Raw genomic sequence first — 26,694 nt, forward strand, 5'->3', positions numbered from 1 at the left:
AACTCCTTCTTCTATTTTAACAACCCATCAATAGTCTTTCTAACCATATCACTATTCCAATTAGCTGATCCATTTTTATCTATTACAATATTCCCTTTTTTATCTATCAAAAATGTTCTAGGAATACTTGTAATATTAAATGCTTCAGGATAATTAGTGATTGGATTATACACATTAAAAGTATAATTATTATCCATTAAAAATTGATTAATCACAGCATGCGTTTCACTAGACACAAAAATAAATTCTATTTTATTCTTATAATCATTGTAAAGTTCTTGCATACTTGACATTTCTGCAATACAAGGTGGACACCAAGTTGCCCAAAAATTTATTAATACAACTCGTTCTTTAGTCTCTTCAAAATTTAGAACGACATCATTTTCATCTTTTAATTTCCAATCATAGTTTGTTACAGTAATTTGTTCTGATTCATTTATTGTAGATGGACTAAAAAGAGCCAAACCTTTATGTAGTAAAATCTGTATAGGTCGACGAGTTTGTGGAACAATCAATAAACCAATTACAATTAAAAAAATAATATTTTTTATTTTAGATTTAGAAACTTTCATAGTTTAATAATCTCTTTTCTTGAGTTATACAGTTTAAATATTCTTATTAAAAAAGGCTAATATCGTTTTCTTATAATTAAATATAAAAAAAGGTATAGTTTCTTTGCAAAGAAACCATACCTTTTAAATCAAACAAAAACAGTTTTAAATATATTATCTAGTAACTGTAGCTTTTAAGCTAACTACAGGCCCTACTCCCATTGAAATTGGAGTATGATCCATTGCATCTGCCGGCACCATGTGCGCTAAAGGCTTTAAAGTAAAAGGTGCTGGACTGTTATCTGGACTTGGCTCAACAGAAATAACGATAGTTTTTTCTTTTAAATCTAATGGAAATGTTAATCCCTCTGGAGCATTTTCTAAAAAATCTTCTCCTGGAAAAAATCCATCTGCACCATTAGGCATTGGCAATGCAACCGAACCACTGTAAGGAGCTCCATCATCTGTTGCAGAAACATTAGTAAATGTTCCAGTACTTAAAGGCGTACCATTAACTACAGCCCATCCTTCATATTTCCATCCTGCAGGAAGTACAGGTAATCCTTCTAAACCTGCTACTGGTGGTGGAGCATTTGTGTTATCTAAAAACCATACACCACTAGCTTCATTAGTCATATCATTATCTGTAGGAGTTGCTAATATATACTTCCCAGAAGCATTACTAAAATCTCCAACTACTTCTGTATTTACGCTTGCTGTACTTCCTGAAAAATCACCTGCTAAAATTTTAGTATCTGCTGGTGTTTCTGCTTCAACTCCAGTTTCTCCTGCTGGTTCTATTGTTAAAACAAATCTTGTCGCTGCTGCTAATTGAACAGCATCTACAGTAAAAGATTGAGGAAAAGTTACAGATGAAAACGTACCTGTAGAAACTGGAGATCCATCTACAATAATCCACCCTTCGTAAACGTAACCTGCTCCTAACTCATCTAATTTTTGATCTCCTTGTTGAAAATCTAAAGTTAAATTTGCTGTTGTTGCTGCGCTGTTATCGTCGTCATTGCTACATGAACTAGCAAAAACTCCAACTGCTAGTATTGCTAAAAACATTTTTTTAATCATCATATTTTTTAAGTATTTTTTAATACTTCAAAAATATGACACATTTTTTTCTTTAAATGTTAGGTAGCTAACATTAAGCAATATTTTTATGTACTCTTATTTCTTTTCTAGTAAATTCAATAATATTTTCCTCTTTTAATTCATTCAATAAAATATTTAATGTTGACCTTGAAGTACCAATCAAAGAGGCTATATCTTTTTGCGTATAAGGATGATGTATAATTTTATCTCCAGTTCTATCACAATCATATCCATAATCTGTACATAATTCATGTAAAAACTCAAGAAGGCGTGTTTTGGTATCTTTAAGTAATAATAGCTGTAGTCGTCTCTCTAATTTTTTAAACTTATAACCTATTACTTTATAAATTTTAAAACTAAAGGTTTGATTATTTCTCATTAAATCGTGCATTGTATCTACTCCTATTTGGCAAATACTAGTACCATTATCTATCGATTGTGCAAATTCCTTTCTTACAGATTCTCCTAAAATTGCTGTTTCTCCAAATAATTCTCCTCGCGTTAAAATGGCCTTTACAATCTCATCTCCTTCTTCGCTATAATAACCTATTTTAACTTTACCTTTTTCTATAAGATATACTTTATTAGCAGAGTCTTCCTCAAAATAAATATAATCTTTATTTTTATAAGCATCAAAACCATGACCTACCTTGTATGTTTTAAATTTATGAGGGCAGAGTACCTTAAAGAGATTGACGTCGTCAAAGAACCAAAGAGATTTCATATGTTTATTTTAAATAATTATGTGCCTAATATACTTCTATGTATATTATGTATACGTTAAAATTTTAATCACAGATGCTTGATTAAAACTATTATAATTATTTAATTGTCGAGTGACACGAATAAAACTTACAAAATAGGGTATAAAAAAACCTCCTAAATTAGGAGGTTATATCGTTTGTTTTATCTTCTTCTTTTTCAACCTCTAACACGTCTAACATATCATGTTTTTGCAGTAAATTATACCATTGAATAACTTTCTTTATATCGCTAGCATATACTCTGTCTTCGTCATAGTCAGGTAAAACATCAAAGAAATATTCTTCTAGCTTATCTTTACTATCTTTTGGCTTCACACTAGTCTGTTCACCGTTTTCTTTCTTCTTAATATTTTCAAAAACCTGTTTTAAAGGCACTTCCTCTGTTAATGTATAAATCGCAATTTCGCTTAAAATGCTAACATTGTTTTGTACACTTACAGAAAGGCGTTTATTATCCATTAAAGATTCTACTACAAACCCCCCACGTGTTTGTGCTATTAATTTATATAAACCTGGTTTTCCTGATATGGATAGTACTTTATCTAAACTCATAAATTTATTTTTTTGAAAGGCGCAAAGATCAATTGTTTATTGATGTATTGCAAATATTATCGTTTCTTTTTTTGATCTGGAAAACGCATTCTATAGTCAACATTAATCTTGCCTTTAGATATATTTACTAATTTTCCTTTTATTAAACGCTTTTTTAAGCTAGATAGTTTATCTGTAAATAAGACCCCTTCAATATGATCATATTCATGCTGAATAACTCTAGCTATTAACCCATCAAAAGACTCTGTATGCTTTTCAAAATTTTCATCAAGATATTCGATTGTTACATTTGATTTTCTAAAAACATCTTCTCTAACATCTGGAATACTTAAACACCCTTCATTAAAAGCCCATTCTTCCCCTTCTTCCTTGGTTATCTTCGCATTAATAAAAACGCGTTTAAATCCATTAAGTGCCTTTTGCTCATCTGCAGTTAAATCTTCATCTTCAGAGAAAGGTGTTGTATCTACTAAAAACAACCTAATAGGTAAGCCTATTTGTGGTGCTGCTAAACCAACTCCTGAAGCATTATACATGGTGTCAAACATATTTTCTAAAAGCGTATTAAATTCAGGATAATCTTTAGTAATATCTATCGCTTTCTTTTTTAAAACTTGGTGGCCGTAAGCTACAATCGGTAAAATCATCTTATGTTTTATGTTAATCTTTGCAAAAATACAATACTTATAATTTATTGTCTGTATTTATAATAAATTATTCTTTTTGAAATGTTATTATTTAGAGTACAAATAACTCTGTAATATAAGGGTAGCACTAATTTCATCTACAAGTGCTTTATTTTTTCGTTGATTCTTTTTTAAACCACTATCAATCATTGTTTGAAATGCCATTTTTGAAGTAAAACGTTCATCAACTCTTTGGATAGGAATATTTGGAAACTGTTTTTCTAATTTATTTATAAAAGATATTATGTGTACTTCACTTTCTGAAGCTGTATTATCCATTTGCTTAGGTTCTCCTACCAAAAACAGCTCTACAGTTTCTTTCGCAACATAGTCTTTTAAAAAAGCAAGTAAATCCTTAGTGTTAACTGTAGTTAGCCCTGAGGCTATAATTTGTAGCTCATCTGTTACTGCTATACCTGTTCTTTTTGTTCCAAAATCTATTGCTAAAATACGAGCCATTTATCTTTTTTTGACAAAAATAAGGCTTTAATCCACATTTCTTATTAGAAAAGCTCATTACATCGATATCATAAAAAGATACTCTTTAATATTTTTTAGTTATTTCTTGTTATACTAAATTACTTTAATCTTCTTTAAAAAATTATAATCTCTAAAAACAAGAAAGGTCATCTTTTCAGACAACCTTTCTTACTGCTTAATCCTCTCTGATTAATTAATAAATACTTGAACTTTAATTTTTACACTTTAACGCGTTTATTTATCTTAGGGAATATAATATCTAAGTTACTAACATTTCTTATTCTATTTAAGTAAAGTCTAATATCACTACTACGTGTAATAATATCTTCTACCTTATCTTCTTTAGTTAGTAATGAATCGGTATCCTTTACTTTATTAATTTCATAATTAAACTTATCAAACATTTTTTTAAAATCATTATAAATAATTTTACTTATTTCAACCTCTAAAAAGACATCTTCACTTTGTGCATTTCCTAGAGAAGAAGAAAATAATAAAATTAATATTATATAATGTTTTGTTATCATCTGTTTATTAATGTTCTACACAACAAATATAAAAGCACATGAAAGCTTAAACATAAAAAAATGGTTATACATCATGTATTTTCGTTTATAAGGGAAGACACTTATTTTTATCGACAAACAGTTTAACGGTAAAAAGTTGCCGATAAAAAACATAAAATAAATATTTTACTAAGTTATTTTGTACAATTTTATAGAGGAAGTGATTTTTATCTTTACAAAAACACTTTATCTCTAAGTATTTTTGAACTTAAAAAAATAGATATTCTAACTTTTCATTCCCTTTTTTAAATGATACCTATTATATTTGTGCAAAATTAAATATCGATGACAGAATTACAACAAATCATAGAAAATGCTTGGGAAAATAGAGACCTTTTAAAAGAAGAGGTAACGACTTCTGCTATACGAACAGTTATAGATTTACTAGATAAAGGTGAATTGAGAGTTGCAGAACCAATATCTGATGGTTGGCAGGTTAACGAATGGGTAAAAAAAGCTGTTGTTTTATATTTCCCTATTCAAAAAATGGAAACTTTAGAAGCTGGTATTTTTGAGTATCATGATAAAATTCCATTGAAAAGAAACTTTGCTGAAAGAGGAATTAGAGTTGTTCCTAATGCTGTAGCAAGACATGGTGCTTACATCTCTAGCGGAACTATTTTAATGCCTAGTTATGTAAATATAGGTGCTTACGTTGATGAAGGTACTATGGTTGATACTTGGGCTACTGTTGGTAGTTGTGCTCAAATAGGTAAAAATGTACATTTATCTGGTGGTGTTGGTATTGGTGGTGTTTTAGAACCATTACAAGCTGCTCCAGTAATTATAGAAGATAACGCATTTATTGGCAGTCGTTGTATTGTTGTTGAAGGTGTTCGTGTAGAAACTGAGGCTGTTTTAGGTGCAGGTGTTACTTTAACAATGAGTACCAAAATTATTGATGTAACTGGTGATGAGCCTGTAGAATACAAAGGTCTTGTACCAGCACGTTCTGTAGTTATACCTGGTAGCTATGCTAAAGAGTTTCCTTCTGGAAGCTACAATGTACCTTGCGCTTTAATTATAGGTAAACGTAAAGAGAGTACTAATAAAAAAACATCGCTTAATGATGCCCTTCGTGAGCATAATGTAGCTGTTTAATACTTAGACAAAAATAAAAACCATACAAGAGAGCTACTTTTATACGAAGTAGCTCTTTTTATTTTATATTTTCGCATATATAAATTGTATTTATGAAAATACTTATCATACAACAAAAAATGATTGGCGATGTACTAACAAGCAGTATTTTGTTTGAAGCTCTTCGTCAAAAATATCCTGATGCTCAATTAGACTATTTAATTAATGAGCATACCTTTCCTGTTGTTGAAAACAATCCTTTTATAGATCATTTTATCTTTTTCACTAAACAACATGAATCTAGTAAAAAAACACTTTTTAAACTTGCTAAGTCTATAAAGCAAAAAAAGTATGATGTTGTAATTGATGTCTATTCTAAACTATCTAGTAATTTAATAAGTTTTATATCTAAGGCAAGTACTCGAATTTCATACCATAAAAGCTATACTTCATTTTTATATCATAATAATATAAAAAGACAAAAAAGCAATAATCAAGAAGCTGGTCTAGCTATTATAAATAGAATGCAATTATTAAGCCCTTTGGGTGTTGATATACAAACTATTAAACCAAAGATTTATTTAACTGAAGAAGAAATTTCTAAAAGCAAACAATTTTTAGAAAATCATGATATTAACTTTTCTAAACCTTTACACATGATAAGTGTACTTGGTAGTGGTGATAATAAAACTTATCCTTTTGGCTATATGGCTAAAGTTATTGATACCATCGTTGCACAAACCAAGGCTCAAATTTTATTTAATTACATCCCCAATCAAGAAGAAAAGGCAAGAGAAATTTATAACCTATGCGAAGACACTACTAAACAATATATTTTCTTTAATGTGTTTGGGAAAAGTTTAAGAGATTTTTTAGCAATAACGCATCATTGTGATGCTTTAATAGGTAATGAAGGTGGAGCCATAAACATGGCTAAAGCCTTAAACACAAAAACATTTTCTATTTATTCACCTTGGATAGATAAAGCTACTTGGAATCTTTTTGAAGATGAGAACAATATAAGTGTTCATTTTAAAGACTTTAAGTCTGAGCTATATAATAAACCAGAAAAAGCCTTTAAAAAAGAAGCCTTAACTTTATATAAACTATTTAAACCAGATTACTTTGTAGATAAGCTTAAATCGTTTTTAAAAAGTTAAGACTAGTCTTTATTTCTATTTCTTTAAAGTTTCTCTAAAGCTTTTTTAACTGCGATTTCAACAAATTTACCTTTCATTATTTTTTCTTGAACCTTACGCACATTAGCTTTCATTTGCTTATAATCTTCGGCAGTTAAGTTTTCTAAAATACTATTTAAATCTGCCAAGTTAGAAACCCCAATTCCTAAGTTATTATTTATTATAAATGGAGCAATGGCTGCTTTATCCCAAACAATAACTGGCATACCACATAAAAGATATAATGAGGTTTTATGCGGGTTATTATATTTTAAATACTCTCCATACTTCCCACTGCATAATTCTGTAGAAATACCGTCCCAGACCAATCCAAAATGAGCTTCAATTTTATGAGCAACTTGGTCAGACGGGAAAGCTCCTTGATAAAAAATAACAGATGCTTCTTCCTTTACCTTACGTTTTGCTGGATCGAAACTTAACCCATACAATTTCAAATTATATTGGCTATTTTCCAAGGTATCAAAATCAAAGATGTAAGAATTCTTACCGTTACCAAAACCACCAGCATAAGCAATTTTATAAACATCTTCTGTACTTATATTTTCATTTTGAACAGGTTTATCTGAAGACACATAATCAAACACCTCTAAAACTATAATAGGAATTTTTGTTCCCTGTTCTAAAAACCAGTCTTTCATCGATGGGTTATGTACAATTATAGCATCCGAGCATACAATTTTAGATAACTCTGCTTCCACATCTTTAGTTCTTCCCTTTAAAACCCTTACATCATGCACTATAGTAATAATTTTGCAACGCTTTAATTTTGCTACAAAAACAATAAGCTTCCTAAACTTATTGTTCGGATATTGTGTACATATTATAGATTTAAATGGCAACCTTATTAAAGCCATAGAAATCCCAAAAATATTTTTTATAGTTCCTATAGCAGAATTAGGTATAGATGACTGTTTAAACCCTAGATTCTTAAAACCTAAATTCTTTAATGTAACTTCACAATCTGTTTTTGCTTTTCCAGCAGCATTAAATAATGATTTATAGTTTCTAGAAATATAATACATATAGGTTCAAAAGTTTTTTTTAGGAAATTTAAATCCTAGTTTTGTTAAAAAATTAAATGTATGCAAAAATATGATTATTTAATTGTTGGTGCTGGCTTATTTGGATGTGTTTTTGCACATGAAGCTACTAAACAAGGAAAAAAATGCCTTGTTGTAGATAAGCGAACACATGTAGGAGGAAATGTATATTGCGAAAATATTGACGGCATTAATGTACATAAATATGGTGCTCATATATTTCATACCAACGACAAAGCTATCTGGGATTATGTAAATCAATTTGCTGAGTTTAATAATTATATAAACTCGCCTATATCTCTATCTAAAGGCAAATTATATAATTTACCTTTTAATATGAATACATTTTACCAATTATGGGGAACAAAAACACCGGAAGAAGCAAAAACTATAATCGAAAGTCAAATTAAACAATTTGGAGTTAAGACCCCTAAAAACTTAGAAGAACAAGCCCTTTCTTTAATTGGAAAAGATGTTTATGAAACCCTTATAAAAGAATACACAGAAAAACAATGGGGTAAAAAAGCTACCGACCTTCCATCGTTTATTATTAAACGATTACCAGTACGCTATACTTTTAATAATAATTATTTTAATGATACCTATCAAGGTATTCCTATTGGAGGTTATAACAAAATAATTGATGGACTATTAAAAGATATCGATGTAAAAACTAATGTTGATTTTTTTGAAGAAAAAGAAGAGTTAAGTGCTTTAGCTAATAAAATAGTGTACACCGGAAAAATTGATGAATTCTATAATTATAAATTTGGTAACTTAGAATATAGATCCTTACGATTTGAAAATATTAGGTTAGATACCGATAATTATCAAGGAAATGCTGTTGTTAATTATAATGATGCTACTGTGCCTTATACACGAATTATTGAACATAAACACTTTGAATTTGGTAAACAAAAGCATACTGTAATAACAAAAGAATTCTCAGAAAAATGGACTCAAGAGAAAGAAGCATATTACCCTATAAATAATGATGATAATCAAAATAAATATCAACAATACAGAGCACTTTCTATACAAGAGGACAACATTATTTTTGGAGGTAGACTTGCCGAATATAAATATTATGACATGCACCAAATAATAGCTTCTGCATTACAAAAAAGTAAACAAGAATTAAGTTAACTAGATTGGTTTATACCAAAATTGGTATAAACCAACTTGTTCTTTTTTGTATACTTTCTTATGGAGTTATTTAACTGTAATGCCTCTGTATTTTTATATGGACGCTCATGGTATAAATGCAAACATACAGCACTATAACGAATCTGCTTAAATTTAAGTCCTTTATTCATCAATCGTTCTCCTAACTCTCTATCTTCTCCACCATATTGCATACGTTCGTCGAACCCATTAGCTTCAACTATGTCTTTTTTCCATCCGGATACATTCATACCATCAAACGTAGCTTTAGTTGGTGTAAACGTATTTAAAAACCATGCTTTAAAACCTCTAGAAGTTAATTTGTTAGACTTAAACGTTTTTTTAAGTCCGTTTTTAACTAACCATTCGATATAAAAACAATCCTGATTTTTAATATGTTCTTTTGAAATACTATCTGATATTAATTTTGGTAATTTTAAATATCCTCCAGACAAAAAATAATTTGGTTTTCTTAGTTTTAAATGTGTCTCAACAAAATCTTTTCTAGCAATACAATCTCCATCTGTAAAAATCAAATAATCTGAAGATGCTTTAACTACTGCTTTATTTAATATTTTTGTTTTTTGAAACCCATTATCCTCATGCCAAACATGCTTAATAGGATAACTAACCTCTTTTTTTATATGCTCAATAAGTTGTTTAGTTTTATCATTAGAGCCATCATCGGCAATAATAACTTCAAAGTTTTTAAAACTTTGAAAATTATAACTCCAAAGTACCTTTTGCAACCATTCGGGTTGATTATATGTACTAATAATTACTGAGGTCTTAAATGTGGTCATTGCCACAAAAATAACTATTTTTACCCAACCATAATGAAGAATATGATTAAACTATCTGGTGTTATTATCACCTATAACGAAGAGCGAAATATTGAAAAATGCTTACAATCTTTAGTACCTGTTGTTGATGAAATTGTTGTGGTAGATTCGTTCTCTTCCGACAACACTAAATCTATTTGTAACAAATACAATGTCAAATTTATAGAACAAAAATTTCTAGGTTATATTGAACAAAAAAACTTTGCGCTTTCTCAAGCTTCCAACGACTATGTCGTTTCTCTTGATGGTGATGAATCTCTTTCTGAAGCATTACAAGAATCTATTATTTCTTTAAAAAAAAATTGGAAACTTGATGGCTATTATAGCAATAGATTTAATAATTTTTGTGGACAATGGATTAAACATTCCGATTGGTATCCTAATAAAAAATTACGAGTTTTCGATAAAAGAAAAGCACAATGGAAAGGCATTAATCCTCATGACAATGTTGTGCTGCATAATTCAAAAGATAAAACAGGTTATTTAAAAGGAGATATTTTACATTTAACTTATCAAACTTATTCTGAGTTTAATTTAAAAACCGAACACTTTTCTACTATTGCAGCAAAAGCATATTACAACTTAGGAAAAAAAGCACCTCTATGGAAAATTTTATTCAACCCCACTTGGGCTTTTTTTAAAGCCTATTTTTTAAGGTTAGGATTTCTTGATGGCTTAAACGGATTTATAATTTGTGTACAAACAGCAAACATTACCTTTTTAAAATATACTAAACTTAGAGAACTATATAGAAACGAAGAAAAATAAAAAACTTATTTTTTCCAAAACTTTAATTTCTTTTTTAATCTGCGTTTACGATGGTATTTTTCTTGAAAGGCTTCAGTATCATGCCACATTAAATTAAATATTTTATCGTAATCTTCACCTGTACATTTGGCATACTCGTCGCTCATAACTTCTATCATAGACTTATGTATAGTAAGTCTAGAAAAGTTTTTAATACGAGTTTCAAAATCTAACGTTTTAAATTCCATGCGATTTAAATCAACCAAATAAAATGTATAATTCCCTTCATCAGTTTTAATCAATGTATTACCGGGAGAATGATCTAAAAAATGAATTCCTTTTTCATGTAATTGAAATGTAAATCTTGTAAAAGCACGAAGTATAGCTTCATGATTTGGATAATTAAAATTTGTAGTTAATTCTCTATACGTTAAATCATCATTAATTTGCTCACTTATATAATAGCTTTTCTTGAATAAAAAAGACGTAGTAAACTCATAATAAGCAATAGGTTTAGGAGTTCCCACCGCTAACTCTATAAGTTTATTAGCATACTCAAAAGAACGCTGCGCTTTACTTTTCCTAAAAAATCTGTATGCTATTTGGTTAAAAATATTGGGGACTCTAAACGATTTAATGTTAATTGTTCTTTTATTAAGTTTAAATAGCTTCAAAGAATTTCTATCTTGATTGCCAAAAGGAACACCCAGCGTTTCAAAATTTTCTATAAAACCATCTAATAAATTACTACTTTGTTTAAACGATTTATGTATTTGTTTTTTTTTATTACCCAATTAAATATTTGTTTACGCTTTTACGCTAGAATTTTTCTTTATTTTCAGAACAAATTTCATATAAAAAATGAATCTGTTTTATTATAAAAACTCATAATCTATATGAAGTCAAAAATAAACAATTCTACATATAGAATTTAATTCAATTTAAAAAATAACCATCAATAGTCTTAGCACAGTTTTCCCAAGTATACTGGGTTACAGTTTCCCTTATATTTGTTTTTAATAAAAAAGCTTTTTCTATTAAAGGAATAACATCTTGAGAACTTGCATCAACGTCAAACAAAAAGCCGTTTTCTCCATGATTTATTAAATCAGAACAGAAACCTGTTTTAGAAGCTACTGGCACACAATTAGACATCATTGCTTCCAGTATAGGTACTGGTCCTCCCTCTAATATAGAAGGGGAAACAAAAACATCTATTTTACTATATAAATCAGGGTAAGTTTCATAAGGCACATCATTATAGTAAACAAAATTTGGCAAACTAGACAACTCATTAAATTTACTATAATTCTCCCAATTATTACCAATCAAATGAAAGATTCTATTTGGCAAGTTTTTAACGACTTCTAAAATTAAATTTGGGTTCTTACGTATGTTGTAAGTAGAACAAAACCCTACGGCTCCATTTAATCTAGTATGGCTGCTAAAAAAATTTGAGCACGTCCCTATATGTAAAACTTCAAGCAATTCTGGTTTTACTCCCATCTCAATTAAATTAGTTTTAATTTCAGAATTTAAACATATAATAGTATCTGCTTTGTTGAGACACCATATTACATGAGTTTTGGAATATTTTTTAGACCAATTGGGATGCGTAAACATGACAACATTTTTTTTCTTCAAAATACTTGGTGTACTACGAATACACCGACAAAAGTAGTTTTGATAAATATAATAATAGCCATCAGCATCAGGTAAATCACGTAATTTATTATGAAAATAAGGCTCTGCGTTTAAAGAAGAATGCCTTGAAAGACGTCTTATTTTAGCTCCAAAAATCCAATCCTTATCTTTCTCTCTAGCGATATAAACCAATTTATTTATCGTTTTAGTTGCAGAAGATGCATAAAACTTCGAACAAAATATAGCCCATAAATATTTCCATTTATGACATATTGTAAAATAAAGATTCTCTTTTAAATCATTATTACCATTCATCATTGTAATCATTTTACTATGTTTTTACTTATTAACTTCCAATTAATAGAATAACGCCTAACCTATGTAGATATTTTCACTTATCCAAATGCATCTATACAGTATTTAGAATAGAGAAGTAATAAATAACCTTATCCCAAGCTTAATACCAAAATCTTTTCTATTTTTGTTTGCAAACCTACCCAACTATGTATCAAATAGCTGTAATTTTAATAAATTATAACTCTTCAAATTTCACCATTAACGCTGTTAAATCTCTTATTAATAACACATCAAAAGAACTTAACTATCAAATTATTGTTATTGATAATGCTTCTAATTATAGTGATTATGAAACATTAAAAAGAGGACTTCCAAAAACAGAGCATTTAACGCTTTTTAGAAGTAAAAACAATACAGGATTTGGTGGAGGTAATATGCTTGGAATCCAATTTGCAAATGCGGAGTATTATGCTTTTGTTAATAACGATACTTTAATTAAAAATGACTGCTTATCAATTTTATTAGACTTTTTAAAAAATCATAATGATGTAGCACTTTGTGCGCCTCAAGGATTTGATGAAGATGATAATGTTTTAAAATCATTCGATCATTTTTTAACATTAAAACGAGAATTATTTGGTAGAAAAATACTTGAAAAGCTAAACCCTAAAAAATATCCTAAAAGAAAGAAAATATATAGCACTCCCCTAAAAGTGGAATGTATTCCTGGTTCTTTTCTATTTGCAGAAGCAAATGCTTTTAACTTAGTTGGTGGTTTCGATACTAATATATTTCTATATTACGAAGAAACAGATTTAGCATACAGAATAAATAAATTGAATGGTAGACATGCTTGTTATTTAGTTCCTAAAGCACAATATGTTCATTTTAGAGGGAAAAGCACATCAAAAAATATTATAATTAAAAAAGAGTTAAAGTTATCTTTACTATATGTTATAAAAAAGAATTCTTCATATTTAAACTATCTTATTCTAAAAACATTTATGATAACAAAATACTTCTTTAAAGCATTAGTAAAACCAAAAAACTTTACGTTTATAAACTTATTATTATTTCAAGGTGCCTCTATAAGCAAATCCTTGAAACATTCTCAAAAAATATTAGAAAAATAGATGACCATTTTACATGTTTCTGGAGTTACAAATTGGGGTGGTGGAGAAAATCACCTAGAAAATTTGTATTATGAATTAAATAAGTCTAACCCAGAAGTAACACAATATATTTTTTGTGTTAAAGATGCCGATTTTCATAAAAGACTAATCAAAGGGAATTACAATCATATAGCAGCTCCACTAGACCTTAAAATTGACCCTAGATTTATATTTAAACTAATTAGAGTCTGTCGTTCTAAAAAAATTGATTTAATTCATATACACGACCCTACAGCATTAACGCTTTCCGTTATAGCAGATCGAATTTACGGAAAATTACCTCCTTTTATTTATGGCAAGAAAACATCTTTTCCTATAAAAAACAGAAAATCTACGCTTTTTAAATACAATTATAAAAAAATACAAAAATACATTTGTGTTTCTAAGGCTGTAGAACAAGTTACAGCTAAAAGTATTGAAGACACTTCTAAAATTATGACCATTTATAATGGTATACGATTTAGTAACAAGAATACCAAAACAGAATTCTTGCTTAAAGACAAATTTAATATACCTAACGATAAAATTATTGTGGGTAATATTGGCAATCATATAAGAGCCAAAAATCTATTTGCTTTTATAGATGTCGTTAATGATATTGTTAACGTAAGAAAAAATAAATCTTTTCATTTTGTACAAATTGGAAACTTTACAGAAAGAACACAAATGTATCAAGATAAGGTTAAAGAGTTTAAACTTGAAAAACACATTAGTTTTACAGGCTTTATAGATAATGCTTCTAGTTTTATTTCTCAGTTCGATATCTTCCTATTAACATCTCAGTCTGAAGGCTTACCTCAAGTAATAAACGAGGCTTTTTATTTTAAAGTTCCTGTTGTTTCTACAAATCCTGGAGGCATTCCAGAAATAATAAAAGATGGAGAAAATGGTTTCTTATCAAACGTTAATGATTTCGAAAAATTATCAAAAGATTTAATTACTCTAAGTTCTAATAAAGATTTATTAGATAATTTTACCGAAAAGTCTTTTAAACAAATAACGACTTATTTCTCTTCGGAGATTATGGCGAAAAAAACTTTGGAAGTTTATAAAAAAATAATCTAAAATGTCTTCAAACCAAATACAAAAAAAAATAAACATTATACTTCCGTTTCCTACGAAACGTCCTAATGGAGGTCCAAAAGTCATGTTCATTTATGCCAATTTTTTAGCCGAAAAAGGCTATGATGTTCAAATATATCATTCATTAAATACATCATATCAAAGATATAAAAAGCCATATTTTATAAGAGCTATACTGCATAAAATAAGAAAAACTCATAGACCTAATTGGTTTGAATTAAATCCTATTGTTAAATCTTGTAATATAAAAAGAGTCTCAGATCAGTTTATTAGAGATGCAGATTATATTTTGTCAACTTGGTGGGCTACAGCTCTAGAAGTTCATGAATTAAGTGCTACTAAAGGAAAAAAAGTAAATTTTATTCAAGATTATGAAAATAATCATGAAGATGTCAGTTTACTAGAAAGATCTTATGAGCTAGAACACACTACAAATATTGCTATTTCATCTTTTGTTTACGATATTATAGAACCACTATCTTCTAAAAAACCATATCTTATATTGAATGCTATAGATACATCTAAGTTTTATATAAAAAATGATATAGAAGATCGAAAACCTTCAATATTAATGATGTATTGTAAAAGTACTCGAAAAGGTTCTACCTATGGTGTTGAAGCATTACTTCGCATTAAAGAAAAACATCCTCATGTTAATATTTCATTCTTTAGTACTGCCAAACGACCAAAAAATCTTCGTGAAGACATCAATTTTTTCCATAGACCAAAAAATTTAATTGATATATATAATTCACATTCCATTTTTTTAACACCAAGTATAAAAGAAGGTTTTGGGCTTCCTGCATGCGAGTCTCTAGCCTGTGGCTGCACCTTAATAGCTACAAATTTAGAAGGTCATAAAGATTTTGCATTCAATAATGAAACCGCATTAACTATTGCTCCAAAAAATCCTGATGATATTGTTGAAAAAATAGAATCCCTTTTAAATAATGATGACTTAAGAAAGCATTTAGCTAAAAAAGGAAATCAATTTTTATTGAATAATTTATCTTGGAAAAAAAACATAGAACAATTAGAAAACATATTAAATAACATCTAATATTTTTTTAAATAATTACATATGCATCAAGAAATAAACAAAACTATACAAGTTTTAAAACAAGGTGGTATTATACTCTACCCCACAGACACCGTTTGGGGTATTGGCTGTGATGCAAACAATGCTGGAGCAGTAAAAAAAATATACGAATTAAAACAACGTGAAGATAGTAAAGCTTTAATATGCTTAGTAGCAGATGACAGAATGTTAAAAAAGCATGTAAAAAACATACCAGATGCAGCTCTAAGTATTATTGACATAGCAGACAAGCCTACAACCATAATTTACGATGAAGCACAAAATTTAGCTTCAAATTTAATAGCTCCAGATGGTACTATAGCTATTAGAATTCCAGATGATGACTTTTGCTATCAACTTTCAAGAAAATTTAATGGCGCTATTGTTTCTACTTCTGCAAATATTAGTGGTTTCCCTACTCCTAAATCCTTTAAAGAAATATCTAAAGCTATTTTAAAAGGTGTAGACTATGTTGTAAATTTGCATCAAGAAAAAAACTGCTCAAAACCATCATCTATTATTAAATTGAGTAATAATGGAATTGTAAAAGTAATAAGACCTTAAATTCTCAGATTTCGAACACTCTATTCTAAAATAAGTGTTTTGGAATTTAGTTTTCGGGTATTGAATTTTTTATTAATGAATTACAGAGACGCACTACAAAACCCTATATTTAAAATAATTTCACAATCTGCTAAAGAAATAGAAATAGAATCTTTTGTTATAGGTGGGTTTGTACGCGATTTTATTTTAAAACGTGGTCATGCAAAAGATATAGATGTTGTTGCCATAGGAGATGGTATTAAACTAGCAAAACAAGTTGCTAAAAACCTTCCTAATAAACCCAAGGTTCAAGTTTTTAAAACCTATGGTACGGCAATGCTTAAATATAATGATATTGAAATTGAATTTGTTGGTGCTCGTAAAGAATCTTACACAGAAGATAGTAGAAACCCCGCTGTAGAAAATGGCTCTCTAGAAGACGACCAGAATCGTCGTGATTTTACAATAAATGCTCTAGCATTAGATTTAAATGAAGAGAAATTTGGAGATTTACTAGATCCTTTTGGAGGCACTAAAGACCTAGATAACAAGACTATACAAACGCCATTAGATCCAGACATTACATTTAGTGACGATCCATTACGTATGCTACGAGCTATACGGTTTGCTACTCAGCTTGATTTTATTATTGAAGACAAATCACTTCAAGCCATTACCCGAAATAGTAATAGAATTAAAATAATTACTAACGAACGTATTGTAACAGAGCTTAATAAAATACTTGAATGTAAAAAACCATCTATTGGCTTTTTACTCCTAGAAAAAACAGGTTTATTAAAATATATTCTTCCAGAAATAACAGCTTTAAAAGGGATTGATGAAGTCGAAGGACAGCGCCATAAAGATAACTTTTACCACACTTTAGAGGTTGTAGATAATATTGCTATAAATACAAATAATCTTTGGTTACGTTGGGCTGCTTTATTACACGATATTGGTAAAGCTCCAACTAAAAGGTTTAGTAAAAAAGTAGGATGGACATTTCATGGACACGAATTAGAAGGTTCTAAAATGGTATTTCACTTATTTAAGCGATTAAAAATGCCATTGAATGATAAAATGAAATTTGTGCAAAAAATGGTATTTATGAGTTCGCGCCCTATAGTATTAGCCCAAGATATTGTAACAGATTCTGCTGTACGTCGCTTAGTATTTGATGCAGGCGATTATGTAGAAGATTTAATGACTCTTTGTGAAGCAGATATCACCACTAAAAACCCTAAAAAATTCAATAAATATCATAATAATTTTAAAATTGTTAGAGACAAAATTATTGAAGTTGAAGAGCGCGATCATGTTAGGAACTTTCAACCGCCAGTTTCTGGTGAAGAAATCATGAAAACATTTAACATTAAGCCATCTAGAGAAATTGGTTTAATTAAGGAAGCAATAAAAGAAGCAATTCTCGAAGGAGATATACCTAATGAGTATCAAGCAGCATATCAATTAATGATAGAAAGAGGTAAAAAATTAGGTCTAAAAGTTAGCACGCAAAATGATTAAAATTGTTAGAACAGACTCTAAAGACTTCGATTTTATAAACCTCGTTAAACATCTAGACGCCTATTTAAAAGTTAAAGACGGTGACGATCATGCTTTTTACAACCAATACAACAATATAGATGTATTAAAACATGTTGTTATTGCCTATTTAAACGAAGCTCCCGTAGCTTGTGGAGCTTTTAAAGAATTCGATAATAATACTGTTGAAATAAAACGCATGTTTACCCTACCTGAATCTCGAGGGAAAGGATTAGCTTCCAAAATATTACTAGAACTAGAAAAATGGTCTAATGAACTATCTTATAATGCTTGTATTTTAGAAACAGGAAAAAGACAGACCGAAGCAGTAGCATTTTACAAAAAAATGAGCTACACAGCAATTCCAAATTACGGACAATATAAAAACATGACTAATAGTCTATGTTTTAAGAAAATTTTAAGCTAAAATATATAATTACCTCAAAACAATTAAGAGGTTCTTTTTATTAAAGAAAATGAAAAAAGATAATAAAAGAGTTATTTATTGGTTACTCACAGGTTGCGTTTTAATATTCATAATGGTTGTTGTTGGCGGCATAACAAGATTAACCCACTCAGGTTTATCTATTTCAAATTATAAATTAATATCGGGAACCATTCCACCTATCAATGATGCAGAATGGCAAGAAGCCTTTAATTTATATAAGCAATATCCCGAATACCAAAAACTAAATAATCAATTTACCCTTCAAGACTTTAAAGATATTTACTTCTGGGAATGGTTACACAGAGTCATTGGACGTTTTATAGGTATGGTCTTTTTATTGCCTTTTTTATATTTTATAATTAGAAAGCAACTTACAGCCCAAACCATTAAAAAATCTATTATTTTACTATCCTTAGGTGCTTTTCAAGGTTTTTTAGGCTGGTATATGGTTAAAAGTGGACTCGTTGATAATCCAGATGTAAGCCATTATAGATTAGCAGCTCATTTAACAACAGCATTTATAACCTTTGCTTATACCTTCTGGGTAGCCTTAGATTTAATGTTTCCTAATAAAAAAGAAATAAATAAAAACTTTAGAAACCTAATACGTTTAGGGCTAACTATTTTAATTATTCAAATTATTTATGGCGCTTTTGTTGCTGGTTTAGACGCAGGTTTTATACACAACCACTGGCCTATGATGAGTGAAGGTCAATTTATGCATGATACCGTTCTTATTGAACAAAACCCTGTATATAAAAACTTTATAGAAGGAAAAAGCGGCGTACAGTTTGTACATAGAATATTAGCCTATATTGTGGTTATTATAATTTTCTTAATTTGGAAAAAATCAAGAAAATTAGATTTAACATTATACCAAAATAAAGGAATAAACACACTAGTAATAATAGTTTTTATTCAGTTTTTATTAGGTATATGTACTATTTTATTACACGTCCCAGTTTGGTTAGGTGTAGCTCATCAAATAGGTGCTTTTTTCTTATTAAGTGCTACAACATTCACCTTACATCGCTTTACAAAATAATTAAAAATGCCTACCTTTGTAGCATAATTTTACACCAATGGTTTATAGATTTAGAGTTATTTTAGACAATGATACTGATGAGGATGTTTTTCGTGATTTAGAAATCCGTGAAACAGACACACTAGAAGATTTACATAATATTATAACACAATCTTTTGGGTTTGATGGCACTGAAATGGCATCATTTTATATAAGTAATGATCAATGGAATCAAGGTGAAGAAATTTCATTATTTGATTTAAGTGAAGATAATTCAACGCGTTTAATGAATGAAACATCTTTAGATAGTGTTGTTCATGAAGCACAAACAAAACTCATCTATATTTACGATTTTTTAAGCATGTGGACATTTTATGTTGAATTAGCTGAAATAGTTGATGAAACAGAAGGTAACGACTACCCTAATCTTATGTTTATTAAAGGCCAAGTTCCAGATACTGCTCCAGATAAATTATTTGAAGCTGATAACATCAATGATTTTGATGAATATGATGAAGATTCAGACGTTAATGACTACGAGAGTTTAGATTTTGACGAAAATTGGAATTAAGTTCCCTTTTTCGCCCCCCCTTTATCATTTAAACTCACTTAAATAAAATATTGATATTACATTAATTTATCTAAATTCACATTCTCATAATTTCGAGTCAAATAAGCTAAAGAACGTTTAAGAATTTGCCCCATATTTTTGCAGCGTTTAAAAGTGACATCTTGAGTATAGTCGAAAATTTTCATTTTCAATAAATCTATATTTTCTTGTTTAGAAATAACATCCTCTTCCATACAATCTAATAACTTATCTATTCTACCATGAAAACTTTTTAATCGCTTTACTAAAATAGAACGTTCCTCTGTCTTATACTGGTTTATAGACAGTTTCTGCATGCCTCCAGACACTAATTCCACCATTTTTAAATTCTCTTTAAAAAATTGAGGCCGGTATATATTAAATTTCCCTTCGTAAGATTGTTGATCAAAATCTATTGGTCTAATTTTATAAACTACATGATCAAAATCATGAGTAGGAACAATTACATAATTATATGAACGCATGTCTCCTAAGAGCCTAATCATACAGCGTTCATTAAATTTCACAAACTCTTTGGCTATCTGCGATTTTTCAGATTTATCACATTTTGGTAATATATTTTTTATAAAATCATCCCCTGGAATACCTGCTATATGCTCTTCTATTAATGTATTTTCATGTACTAAAAAATTCAAGTTATAGGGAGAAAGCATGTGCTCCAATTCTAAACCATACACACGAGATGCATCAGCTATTTTCACATAAAAATAAGTATAGTTATCATTTAAAATATTTCTAATCTTAATTCTAAAAGGTTTAGAATTTCCAAACGTACAGTAATCAATAGCATCAACACTAAGAAACGGAATGGCACTTTCATTTCCATCAGAATGCAAAATAGTATAAACTTTTTTTAATGCTAAATCAATCTCTTCTCTTTCAAATTCATTATAATAAACCCTAATCCAAAGCGTATCATTATCATCCTTATCATAAACAACTATAGATCCTTGAAAACGCAACAAATCATCATAAAAAATAGGAATTTTTACATTTCTATTATAATCAGATAGATAATCATGTAATCTAACAGTTATAGGGTAAGACGGCTTTTTTTTAGAAATTTTTAAATCTTGCATAAACTTGAAAACTTATTCAAATTTAATGCTTTTATTTATAAGCCTGTAACAAAAAAGGAAGACTGTCGTCATACTTAAAACTCGTATTACTCATTAAAATCTCTTTATCAAGTTTTAAAACTTTATATTTTTTTTTAATGAACAACACTTGTTAATAATAACTAACCTATACTAATTTTTAAAGTTAGCATATAAAAACTAATAGCTTGGAATCTATACTCACAATTAACAACCTTACTAAAAAATTTGGATATTTAACAGCTGTAAAAAACTTATCCTTTACTATTAAAAAAGGTAATGTTTACGGTATTTTAGGACCTAACGGAAGTGGTAAATCCACAACATTAGGTATCGTTTTAAATGTAGTAAATAAAACTGAAGGTGACTTTCATTGGTTTGATGGAAATACCTCAACCCATAATGCTTTAAAAAAAGTAGGCGCTATTATTGAACGCCCAAATTTTTATCCATATATGACTGCCTTTGAAAACTTAAAATTAGTTTGTAAAATTAAAGGTGTTAATTATAATAAAATAGACGAAAAACTAGAAATAGTTGGGCTTTTAAATAGAAAAAACAGCAAATTTAAAACTTACTCCTTGGGTATGAAACAGCGTTTAGCAATTGCTTCTGCCCTTTTAAATGATCCAGAAATTTTAATCCTTGATGAACCTACTAATGGATTAGACCCACAAGGTATACATCAAATTAGGGAAATTATAAAACAAATAGCAGCTAAAGGCACTACTATTTTACTCGCTTCTCATTTATTAGACGAAGTTGAAAAAGTATGCTCTCATGTTGTAATACTTCGTAAAGGCACAAAACTATACTCTGGTCGTGTTGATGAAATGATATCTAGCCATGGTTTTTTTGAATTAAAATCCAATAAAGAAGAAAACTTAATAGCGTTTCTAAAAAACCATAATTCTTTTGGAAAAATTAAAATTCAAGATGATTTGATAACTGCTTTTTTAAACGAACCTATGAATTCTGAAGATTTTAATAAACTCCTATTTGAAAAAGGTATTATACTAACTCATTTAGTACAACGTAAAGAAAGTTTAGAAGAACAATTTTTACAATTAACAGATAGATAAAACCCAACCAAAAACGAACCGCATGTTACGACTTTTAAATTTAGAATTGCAAAAACTATTACTAAATAGAACTAGTAAAATACTCATTTTTGTATCATTTATTTTACCCTTTTTTGTTATACTATTATCTTCCCTAAAAATTAATGTTTTTGGTTTTTTCACTCTAGAATTAGGCGAATTAGGTATTTTTAATTTTCCTATAATCTGGCATCTAACTACCTTTTTTGCATCTTATTTTAAATTATTTTTCGCAATAGTTGTCGTAAGTATGATTGGCAATGAATACAGTAATAAAACAATTAAGCAAAATCTTATTGACGGATTAAGCAAAAAAGAATTTATACTTTCAAAATTTTACACTATTACATTCTTTTCATTACTATCTACAATATTAATTAGTTTAATATCTTTTTTCATTGGTCTATATTATTCAAGTTATACAGAAGCTTCTATAATTTTTAGAGAAACTGAATTTTTATTAGCATACTTTGTAAAACTAATTGGCTTTTTTAGCCTCTGTTTATTTTTTGGAATGTTAGTAAAACGTTCTGCTTTTGCTCTAGCATTTCTATTCATCCTCTATATATTCGAATGGATACTGTACGGTTTAATGGCTTGGAAACTAGACATTAATTTAGCAGAAAAGGTTCATAATTTCTTTCCATTACAATCTATGTATAAGCTTATAGACCAACCATTTCAACGAATTGCCATGACCAAGTTCCCTAATAAAGAAAATTTAGCTTACGATTATGGAACTCATGGCTACGAAATAATCATTGTATTGAGTTGGACTGCTCTATTTGTATTTTTATCCTATAGATTATTAAAAAAGCGAGATTTATAATATCTTTGATAGCAATGCTATTTAAAAGATGAAAAAACTATTTTGCTATTTTACTTTCTTAGTTGCCTCTATTTCTTATAGTCAACAAGAAGCGGCAAACTGGTATTTTGGAGAAAATACAGGTATACGTTTTAATTCTAATGGCTCTACTACAAATTTAACAGATGGCAAACTAAATACAGATGAAGGTTGCACCACTATTTCAGATAGTGATGGTAATTTATTATTTTATACAGATGGTATTACTGTTTGGGACAAAAACCATAACCCTATGCCTAATGCTAATGCAGCTTTAGGCAATGGTCTTTTTGGGGATCCATCTAGCTCGCAATCTGCCATTGTTGTTCCCAAACCAAACGATTCTAATATTTATTATATTTTCACAGTAGATACCGTTATACAAAATGACCCAGATAGAGGTTTTAATTATTCTATAGTAGACCTAAGTCTAAATGGCGGATTAGGAGATGTAATTAGTACTTCTAAAAACATCAATCTATTACAAGATAGCACAGAAAAAATTAGTGCTGTATTAAAAGATTGTACCTCTAAATCCATTTGGGTAATTACATTTGCCTCAGCAACAGGCTTACCATCCGAAAACCCTAATTTCAATACATTTTACGCCTACGAAGTATCTAGTACAGGTATAAATCCCACGCCTGTAAAATCAACTTTTAATATTGTTGTTAATGATTTTAGAGGCTATTTAAAAGTATCTCCAGATGGCACTAAACTAGCATGTGCAAATTCAACATCAGGATTATATCTTTACGATTTTGATGTTACAACAGGAAAAGTGAGTAATCAAGAAGCCATAAACATTAACTTTTCTCATATTGGTAAAACACAATCTCCTTATGGAATTGAGTTCTCGCAAAATAACAAACGACTATATGTTTCTGCTTATTACCAAACCAATCAGGAAAATTTCCTTAACCCATCAAGTCAATATGGTTCGTTATTACAATATGATTTAACAGCAACAAATATAAACGCTAGCGAAGTAGTAATTGATGATAGACAAATGTATCGTGGCGCACTACAGTTAGCCCCAAATGGTAAAATTTATAGAGCCATGAGTGCCACATACCCTGTAGGTTTACCATATCTTTCGGTTATTAATACTCCTAACGAATTAGGTATAAATTGTAATTATAAGCACAATGCTGTGGCACTTGGTCGAAATTCCAGACAAGGGCTACCTCCCTTTATAGCATCATTTTTTTCCGAAAAAATAAATATTACAAGAAACAAATCTAATTCTACCTACTTACCATTATGTCTAGGAGAAAAATATACGCTTACTGCTGAAGATATTCCTGGAGCAACTTACACTTGGACTTTTAACGATGTAAAAATTTCTGAAAGTGATTTTGATTTAGAAGTATCTAAAGCTGGCATGTACAAAGTAACAGTACAAACCACAACTGGTGACTGTAGTAACATTCTTGAAGGAGAAGCCTTAGTTGCTTATTTTAACGAACCAATTGCAAATCCAATAAATGATGTTTCTATATGCTCCAAAGATCTAGCGTCTTTCAATTTTTCTACACAAGCCAAAGAACTTTTAGGAATGCAAGATCCGCTTATTTACTATACTAAATTCTATAAATCGCAGAGTGATTCAGAATTAGATGTAAACGAAATCACTCTAAATTTAACTAATACAAGTAACCCACAACGATTTTACACAAGAATTGGGCTTATTGGAAATACAACATGTTTTAACACTAACATTTCTTTTTTAGCAACCATTTTTGACTCTCCTGTTGTAGAAACTGTCAACCCAACAACAATATGCGACACTCAAACAGCAACAGATGTAAATATTACTAATGGACAAACAGATATTGATTTACATCAATTTGATAATATTCTTTTAGGTAGCCAAGATCCATCAAAATTCTCAATCACCTATTATCGATCTATATCAAATGCAGAGAGTCAAAAGAATCCATTAAATTTTTCTTATTACAATCAAACACCAAACAACGAAACTGTTTATGCTAGAATAGAAAACAAATTAAACACAGACTGCTTTGTTATATCATCTCCAATTAGCATAACTGTTAATCCATTACCAGAATTTACAAATGCAACATTAACTCAATGTGACGAGGATGGTATAAACGATAAACGAACTACCTATAATTTACTCGAAGCGGTAAGTATACTAACAAATGGCTTACCCAATCGCTCTGTAAAATTCTTCAAAACTTTAAATAGTGCAGAGAACAACACTGATGAAATATTAAATATTAATAGTTTTAAAAACACAGAAGATTCTCAAGTCCTTTTCACTCAAATCATTAATGATAATACAAATTGTTTTAGTATTGCAGAACTCACCCTAAAAGTATCTATAAATAAAATTAACGACTACATAGCTCCACCTGTTTGTGACGAACAGAACTCAAGAGATGGCATAAACACATTCAATTTAAATGATATAACAGCAGATATTCAATCTTTAAATAGCATAACATTCCCAATAAATTATTACGAAACTTATGAAGATGCTCTTTTAGAAAAAAATAAACTAAAAACCCCATATTCAAACGTAAATAATCCATACGAACATATACTTTACGCCCGTGTCGAAAATAATAATGCATGTTTTGGAATTGGAAAAATTTTTCTGAAAATTAATGAATTACCAGATATAGACACCCAAGAAACCATATACTATTGCTTAAATAAATTCCCTGAAACAGAAACAATTGATGCTGGAATTTTAAAAGGTAACCTATCCAATTACTCATACAAATGGTCTAACGGAGATACAACTTATAATACCCAAATTAATACAATTGGAGATTACACTGTGACAGTAACAAATATATTTGGATGCTCAATAGACCGAACAATAAGCGTTAAAGCTACTAGTATAGCTTCTTTTAACCCCTCAAGCATTCCTATTAATGTCATCCAAAATACACCAATTACAATCAGTGTTTCAGGAGAAGGCACCTATCAATATCAACTAATTAATAGCGAAAACCGCATTGTTATACCTTATCAAGATAGTCCCATTTTTGAAAACATAAAAGCTGGTATTTATACTGTTTTTGTAAAAAATAAAGATAAGGATTGTGGTCCTCCTATAAGCAGCACCGCTTACGTTATTGGTTTCCCAAAATTCTTTACACCTAATAACGATAGCATTAATGATACTTGGCAAATAATAGGTGTTTCTAATATGTTTCAAGCAAATACTAAAATATTAATTTTCAATAGATTTGGAAAATTAATAAAAGAACTCGTTCCTTTAGGAGAAGGATGGGATGGCATGCTTAATGGTAATAGACTCCCCCCAGATGATTACTGGTTTGTTATTAAACTACAAGATGGCAGAACCTTTAAAAATCATTTCACTTTAAAGTATTAAGTCCATAAAACTAAATTAATTGCATTCTACCTGATTTTTTAACATTTCATTTAAATTAAAA

The 26,694-nt window shown here is 29.2% G+C and carries 27 protein-coding genes; 15 read left to right on the plus strand and 12 right to left on the minus strand.

What is annotated here, in order from left to right; translation table 11 throughout:
* Nucleotides 1-11 precede the first annotated feature (11 nt).
* The 7 genes from A8C32_RS16560 to A8C32_RS16590 form a co-directional block, all read right to left on the minus strand.
* A complete protein-coding gene (locus A8C32_RS16560; RefSeq protein WP_069831509.1) occupies nucleotides 12-572 on the minus strand; it encodes a TlpA family protein disulfide reductase in 561 nt (186 codons plus the stop codon).
* Between the two features lie 153 nt (nucleotides 573-725).
* Complete coding sequence (locus A8C32_RS16565) at nucleotides 726-1,637, minus strand: anti-sigma factor (RefSeq protein ID WP_240491772.1); 912 nt, start codon at nucleotides 1,635-1,637, stop codon at nucleotides 726-728.
* Between the two features lie 70 nt (nucleotides 1,638-1,707).
* The gene (locus tag A8C32_RS16570; protein WP_069831511.1) at nucleotides 1,708-2,379 is read right to left on the minus strand and encodes a Crp/Fnr family transcriptional regulator; all 672 of its coding nucleotides are present in this window, start codon (nucleotides 2,377-2,379) and stop codon (nucleotides 1,708-1,710) included.
* Nucleotides 2,380-2,539: 160 nt separating this feature from the next.
* Nucleotides 2,540-2,971: a DUF5606 family protein gene (locus A8C32_RS16575; RefSeq protein ID WP_069831512.1), complete on the minus strand. Its 432-nt coding sequence runs from the start codon at nucleotides 2,969-2,971 to the stop codon at nucleotides 2,540-2,542.
* Nucleotides 2,972-3,027: 56 nt separating this feature from the next.
* Nucleotides 3,028-3,618 carry a peptide deformylase gene (def, locus tag A8C32_RS16580; protein WP_069831513.1) on the minus strand — a complete coding sequence of 197 codons (591 nt, stop codon included), beginning with the start codon at nucleotides 3,616-3,618 and terminating at the stop codon, nucleotides 3,028-3,030.
* Nucleotides 3,619-3,705: 87 nt separating this feature from the next.
* On the minus strand, nucleotides 3,706-4,116 hold the full coding sequence (ruvX, locus tag A8C32_RS16585; RefSeq protein ID WP_069831514.1) for a Holliday junction resolvase RuvX: 411 nt from the start codon (nucleotides 4,114-4,116) through the stop codon (nucleotides 3,706-3,708).
* Nucleotides 4,117-4,355: 239 nt separating this feature from the next.
* On the minus strand, nucleotides 4,356-4,664 hold the full coding sequence (locus tag A8C32_RS16590; protein ID WP_069831515.1) for a hypothetical protein: 309 nt from the start codon (nucleotides 4,662-4,664) through the stop codon (nucleotides 4,356-4,358).
* Nucleotides 4,665-4,988: 324 nt separating this feature from the next.
* On the opposite strand from A8C32_RS16590, the gene A8C32_RS16595 reads away from it, so the two are divergent.
* Nucleotides 4,989-5,804: a 2,3,4,5-tetrahydropyridine-2,6-dicarboxylate N-succinyltransferase gene (locus tag A8C32_RS16595; RefSeq protein ID WP_069831516.1), complete on the plus strand. Its 816-nt coding sequence runs from the start codon at nucleotides 4,989-4,991 to the stop codon at nucleotides 5,802-5,804.
* 92 nt (nucleotides 5,805-5,896) lie between these two features.
* Nucleotides 5,897-6,943, plus strand: coding sequence for a glycosyltransferase family 9 protein (locus A8C32_RS16600; protein ID WP_069831517.1), 1,047 nt, complete (start codon nucleotides 5,897-5,899; stop codon nucleotides 6,941-6,943).
* A gap of 23 nt (nucleotides 6,944-6,966) precedes the next feature.
* Here the strand turns inward: A8C32_RS16600 and A8C32_RS16605 are convergent, their stop codons facing one another.
* Nucleotides 6,967-8,004, minus strand: coding sequence for a glycosyltransferase (locus A8C32_RS16605; protein WP_069831518.1), 1,038 nt, complete (start codon nucleotides 8,002-8,004; stop codon nucleotides 6,967-6,969).
* 60 nt (nucleotides 8,005-8,064) lie between these two features.
* Between A8C32_RS16605 and glf the strand changes: the two genes are divergently transcribed.
* Entirely contained in the window at nucleotides 8,065-9,168 is a 1,104-nt protein-coding gene (glf, locus tag A8C32_RS16610; protein ID WP_069831519.1) for a UDP-galactopyranose mutase, read from the plus strand.
* Here the strand turns inward: glf and A8C32_RS16615 are convergent.
* Entirely contained in the window at nucleotides 9,165-9,989 is an 825-nt protein-coding gene (locus A8C32_RS16615) for a glycosyltransferase family 2 protein (RefSeq protein WP_069831520.1), read from the minus strand. The two genes, glf and A8C32_RS16615, sit on opposite strands and share 4 nt — an antisense overlap.
* 33 nt (nucleotides 9,990-10,022) lie before the next feature.
* Between A8C32_RS16615 and A8C32_RS16620 the strand changes: the two genes are divergently transcribed.
* Nucleotides 10,023-10,796, plus strand: coding sequence for a glycosyltransferase family 2 protein (locus A8C32_RS16620; protein ID WP_240491773.1), 774 nt, complete (start codon nucleotides 10,023-10,025; stop codon nucleotides 10,794-10,796).
* 5 nt (nucleotides 10,797-10,801) lie between these two features.
* On the opposite strand, the gene A8C32_RS16625 is transcribed toward A8C32_RS16620, so the two are convergent.
* Both A8C32_RS16625 and A8C32_RS16630 read right to left on the minus strand, forming a co-directional pair.
* Complete coding sequence (locus tag A8C32_RS16625; RefSeq protein ID WP_083253399.1) at nucleotides 10,802-11,569, minus strand: lipopolysaccharide kinase InaA family protein; 768 nt, start codon at nucleotides 11,567-11,569, stop codon at nucleotides 10,802-10,804.
* Between the two features lie 142 nt (nucleotides 11,570-11,711).
* A complete protein-coding gene (locus A8C32_RS16630; protein ID WP_069831522.1) occupies nucleotides 11,712-12,746 on the minus strand; it encodes a glycosyltransferase family 4 protein in 1,035 nt (344 codons plus the stop codon).
* A gap of 176 nt (nucleotides 12,747-12,922) precedes the next feature.
* On the opposite strand from A8C32_RS16630, the gene A8C32_RS16635 reads away from it, so the two are divergent.
* The 8 genes from A8C32_RS16635 to A8C32_RS16670 all read left to right on the plus strand — a co-directional run bounded on the left by A8C32_RS16635 (nucleotide 12,923) and on the right by A8C32_RS16670 (nucleotide 20,177).
* Nucleotides 12,923-13,849, plus strand: a complete 927-nt coding sequence (locus tag A8C32_RS16635; protein WP_069831523.1) for a glycosyltransferase family 2 protein — start codon at nucleotides 12,923-12,925, stop codon at nucleotides 13,847-13,849.
* Complete coding sequence (locus A8C32_RS16640) at nucleotides 13,850-14,953, plus strand: glycosyltransferase family 4 protein (RefSeq protein WP_069831524.1); 1,104 nt, start codon at nucleotides 13,850-13,852, stop codon at nucleotides 14,951-14,953.
* 1 nt (nucleotide 14,954) lies between these two features.
* Nucleotides 14,955-16,031: a glycosyltransferase family 4 protein gene (locus A8C32_RS16645; RefSeq protein ID WP_069831525.1), complete on the plus strand. Its 1,077-nt coding sequence runs from the start codon at nucleotides 14,955-14,957 to the stop codon at nucleotides 16,029-16,031.
* Between the two features lie 21 nt (nucleotides 16,032-16,052).
* Nucleotides 16,053-16,613, plus strand: a complete 561-nt coding sequence (locus A8C32_RS16650) for an L-threonylcarbamoyladenylate synthase (RefSeq protein ID WP_069831526.1) — start codon at nucleotides 16,053-16,055, stop codon at nucleotides 16,611-16,613.
* Nucleotides 16,614-16,688: 75 nt separating this feature from the next.
* A complete protein-coding gene (locus A8C32_RS16655; protein ID WP_069831527.1) occupies nucleotides 16,689-18,116 on the plus strand; it encodes a CCA tRNA nucleotidyltransferase in 1,428 nt (475 codons plus the stop codon).
* Nucleotides 18,109-18,561, plus strand: a complete 453-nt coding sequence (locus A8C32_RS16660; protein WP_069831528.1) for a GNAT family N-acetyltransferase — start codon at nucleotides 18,109-18,111, stop codon at nucleotides 18,559-18,561. Before A8C32_RS16655 ends, A8C32_RS16660 begins: the two co-directional genes overlap by 8 nt.
* A gap of 49 nt (nucleotides 18,562-18,610) precedes the next feature.
* Complete coding sequence (locus A8C32_RS16665) at nucleotides 18,611-19,627, plus strand: COX15/CtaA family protein (RefSeq protein ID WP_069831529.1); 1,017 nt, start codon at nucleotides 18,611-18,613, stop codon at nucleotides 19,625-19,627.
* A 37-nt stretch (nucleotides 19,628-19,664) separates the two neighbouring features.
* Nucleotides 19,665-20,177 (plus strand): IS1096 element passenger TnpR family protein, encoded by a 513-nt coding sequence (locus tag A8C32_RS16670; protein ID WP_069831530.1) that lies wholly within the window; start codon nucleotides 19,665-19,667, stop codon nucleotides 20,175-20,177.
* 56 nt (nucleotides 20,178-20,233) lie between these two features.
* On the opposite strand, the gene A8C32_RS16675 is transcribed toward A8C32_RS16670, so the two are convergent.
* Nucleotides 20,234-21,295 (minus strand): hypothetical protein, encoded by a 1,062-nt coding sequence (locus A8C32_RS16675; protein ID WP_069831531.1) that lies wholly within the window; start codon nucleotides 21,293-21,295, stop codon nucleotides 20,234-20,236.
* A gap of 206 nt (nucleotides 21,296-21,501) precedes the next feature.
* Between A8C32_RS16675 and A8C32_RS16680 the strand changes: the two genes are divergently transcribed.
* The 3 genes from A8C32_RS16680 to A8C32_RS16690 are packed head-to-tail and all read left to right on the plus strand — an operon-like array spanning nucleotide 21,502 to nucleotide 26,633.
* The gene (locus tag A8C32_RS16680; RefSeq protein WP_069831532.1) at nucleotides 21,502-22,395 is read left to right on the plus strand and encodes an ABC transporter ATP-binding protein; all 894 of its coding nucleotides are present in this window, start codon (nucleotides 21,502-21,504) and stop codon (nucleotides 22,393-22,395) included.
* Nucleotides 22,396-22,417: 22 nt separating this feature from the next.
* Complete coding sequence (locus A8C32_RS16685) at nucleotides 22,418-23,242, plus strand: ABC transporter permease (protein ID WP_069831533.1); 825 nt, start codon at nucleotides 22,418-22,420, stop codon at nucleotides 23,240-23,242.
* A gap of 28 nt (nucleotides 23,243-23,270) precedes the next feature.
* Complete coding sequence (locus tag A8C32_RS16690; RefSeq protein WP_069831534.1) at nucleotides 23,271-26,633, plus strand: T9SS type B sorting domain-containing protein; 3,363 nt, start codon at nucleotides 23,271-23,273, stop codon at nucleotides 26,631-26,633.
* Nucleotides 26,634-26,694: the final 61 nt, after the last annotated feature.

The sequence above is a fragment of the Flavivirga aquatica genome, assembly GCF_001747085.1.
GTDB lineage: Bacteria > Bacteroidota > Bacteroidia > Flavobacteriales > Flavobacteriaceae > Algibacter_C > Algibacter_C aquatica.

Coding starts and splice junctions, on each gene's coding strand:
- A8C32_RS16560 (WP_069831509.1), bottom strand. CDS start 572: ATGAAAGTTTCTAAATCTAAAATAAAAAATATTATTTTTTTAATTGTA.
- A8C32_RS16565 (WP_240491772.1), bottom strand. CDS start 1,637: ATGATGATTAAAAAAATGTTTTTAGCAATACTAGCAGTTGGAGTTTTT.
- A8C32_RS16570 (WP_069831511.1), bottom strand. CDS start 2,379: ATGAAATCTCTTTGGTTCTTTGACGACGTCAATCTCTTTAAGGTACTC.
- A8C32_RS16575 (WP_069831512.1), bottom strand. CDS start 2,971: ATGAGTTTAGATAAAGTACTATCCATATCAGGAAAACCAGGTTTATAT.
- def (WP_069831513.1), bottom strand. CDS start 3,618: ATGATTTTACCGATTGTAGCTTACGGCCACCAAGTTTTAAAAAAGAAA.
- ruvX (WP_069831514.1), bottom strand. CDS start 4,116: ATGGCTCGTATTTTAGCAATAGATTTTGGAACAAAAAGAACAGGTATA.
- A8C32_RS16590 (WP_069831515.1), bottom strand. CDS start 4,664: ATGATAACAAAACATTATATAATATTAATTTTATTATTTTCTTCTTCT.
- A8C32_RS16595 (WP_069831516.1), top strand. CDS start 4,989: ATGACAGAATTACAACAAATCATAGAAAATGCTTGGGAAAATAGAGAC.
- A8C32_RS16600 (WP_069831517.1), top strand. CDS start 5,897: ATGAAAATACTTATCATACAACAAAAAATGATTGGCGATGTACTAACA.
- A8C32_RS16605 (WP_069831518.1), bottom strand. CDS start 8,004: ATGTATTATATTTCTAGAAACTATAAATCATTATTTAATGCTGCTGGA.
- glf (WP_069831519.1), top strand. CDS start 8,065: ATGCAAAAATATGATTATTTAATTGTTGGTGCTGGCTTATTTGGATGT.
- A8C32_RS16615 (WP_069831520.1), bottom strand. CDS start 9,989: ATGACCACATTTAAGACCTCAGTAATTATTAGTACATATAATCAACCC.
- A8C32_RS16620 (WP_240491773.1), top strand. CDS start 10,023: ATGAAGAATATGATTAAACTATCTGGTGTTATTATCACCTATAACGAA.
- A8C32_RS16630 (WP_069831522.1), bottom strand. CDS start 12,746: ATGATTACAATGATGAATGGTAATAATGATTTAAAAGAGAATCTTTAT.
- A8C32_RS16635 (WP_069831523.1), top strand. CDS start 12,923: ATGTATCAAATAGCTGTAATTTTAATAAATTATAACTCTTCAAATTTC.
- A8C32_RS16640 (WP_069831524.1), top strand. CDS start 13,850: ATGACCATTTTACATGTTTCTGGAGTTACAAATTGGGGTGGTGGAGAA.
- A8C32_RS16645 (WP_069831525.1), top strand. CDS start 14,955: ATGTCTTCAAACCAAATACAAAAAAAAATAAACATTATACTTCCGTTT.
- A8C32_RS16650 (WP_069831526.1), top strand. CDS start 16,053: ATGCATCAAGAAATAAACAAAACTATACAAGTTTTAAAACAAGGTGGT.
- A8C32_RS16655 (WP_069831527.1), top strand. CDS start 16,689: ATGAATTACAGAGACGCACTACAAAACCCTATATTTAAAATAATTTCA.
- A8C32_RS16660 (WP_069831528.1), top strand. CDS start 18,109: ATGATTAAAATTGTTAGAACAGACTCTAAAGACTTCGATTTTATAAAC.
- A8C32_RS16665 (WP_069831529.1), top strand. CDS start 18,611: ATGAAAAAAGATAATAAAAGAGTTATTTATTGGTTACTCACAGGTTGC.
- A8C32_RS16670 (WP_069831530.1), top strand. CDS start 19,665: ATGGTTTATAGATTTAGAGTTATTTTAGACAATGATACTGATGAGGAT.
- A8C32_RS16675 (WP_069831531.1), bottom strand. CDS start 21,295: ATGCAAGATTTAAAAATTTCTAAAAAAAAGCCGTCTTACCCTATAACT.
- A8C32_RS16685 (WP_069831533.1), top strand. CDS start 22,418: ATGTTACGACTTTTAAATTTAGAATTGCAAAAACTATTACTAAATAGA.
- A8C32_RS16690 (WP_069831534.1), top strand. CDS start 23,271: ATGAAAAAACTATTTTGCTATTTTACTTTCTTAGTTGCCTCTATTTCT.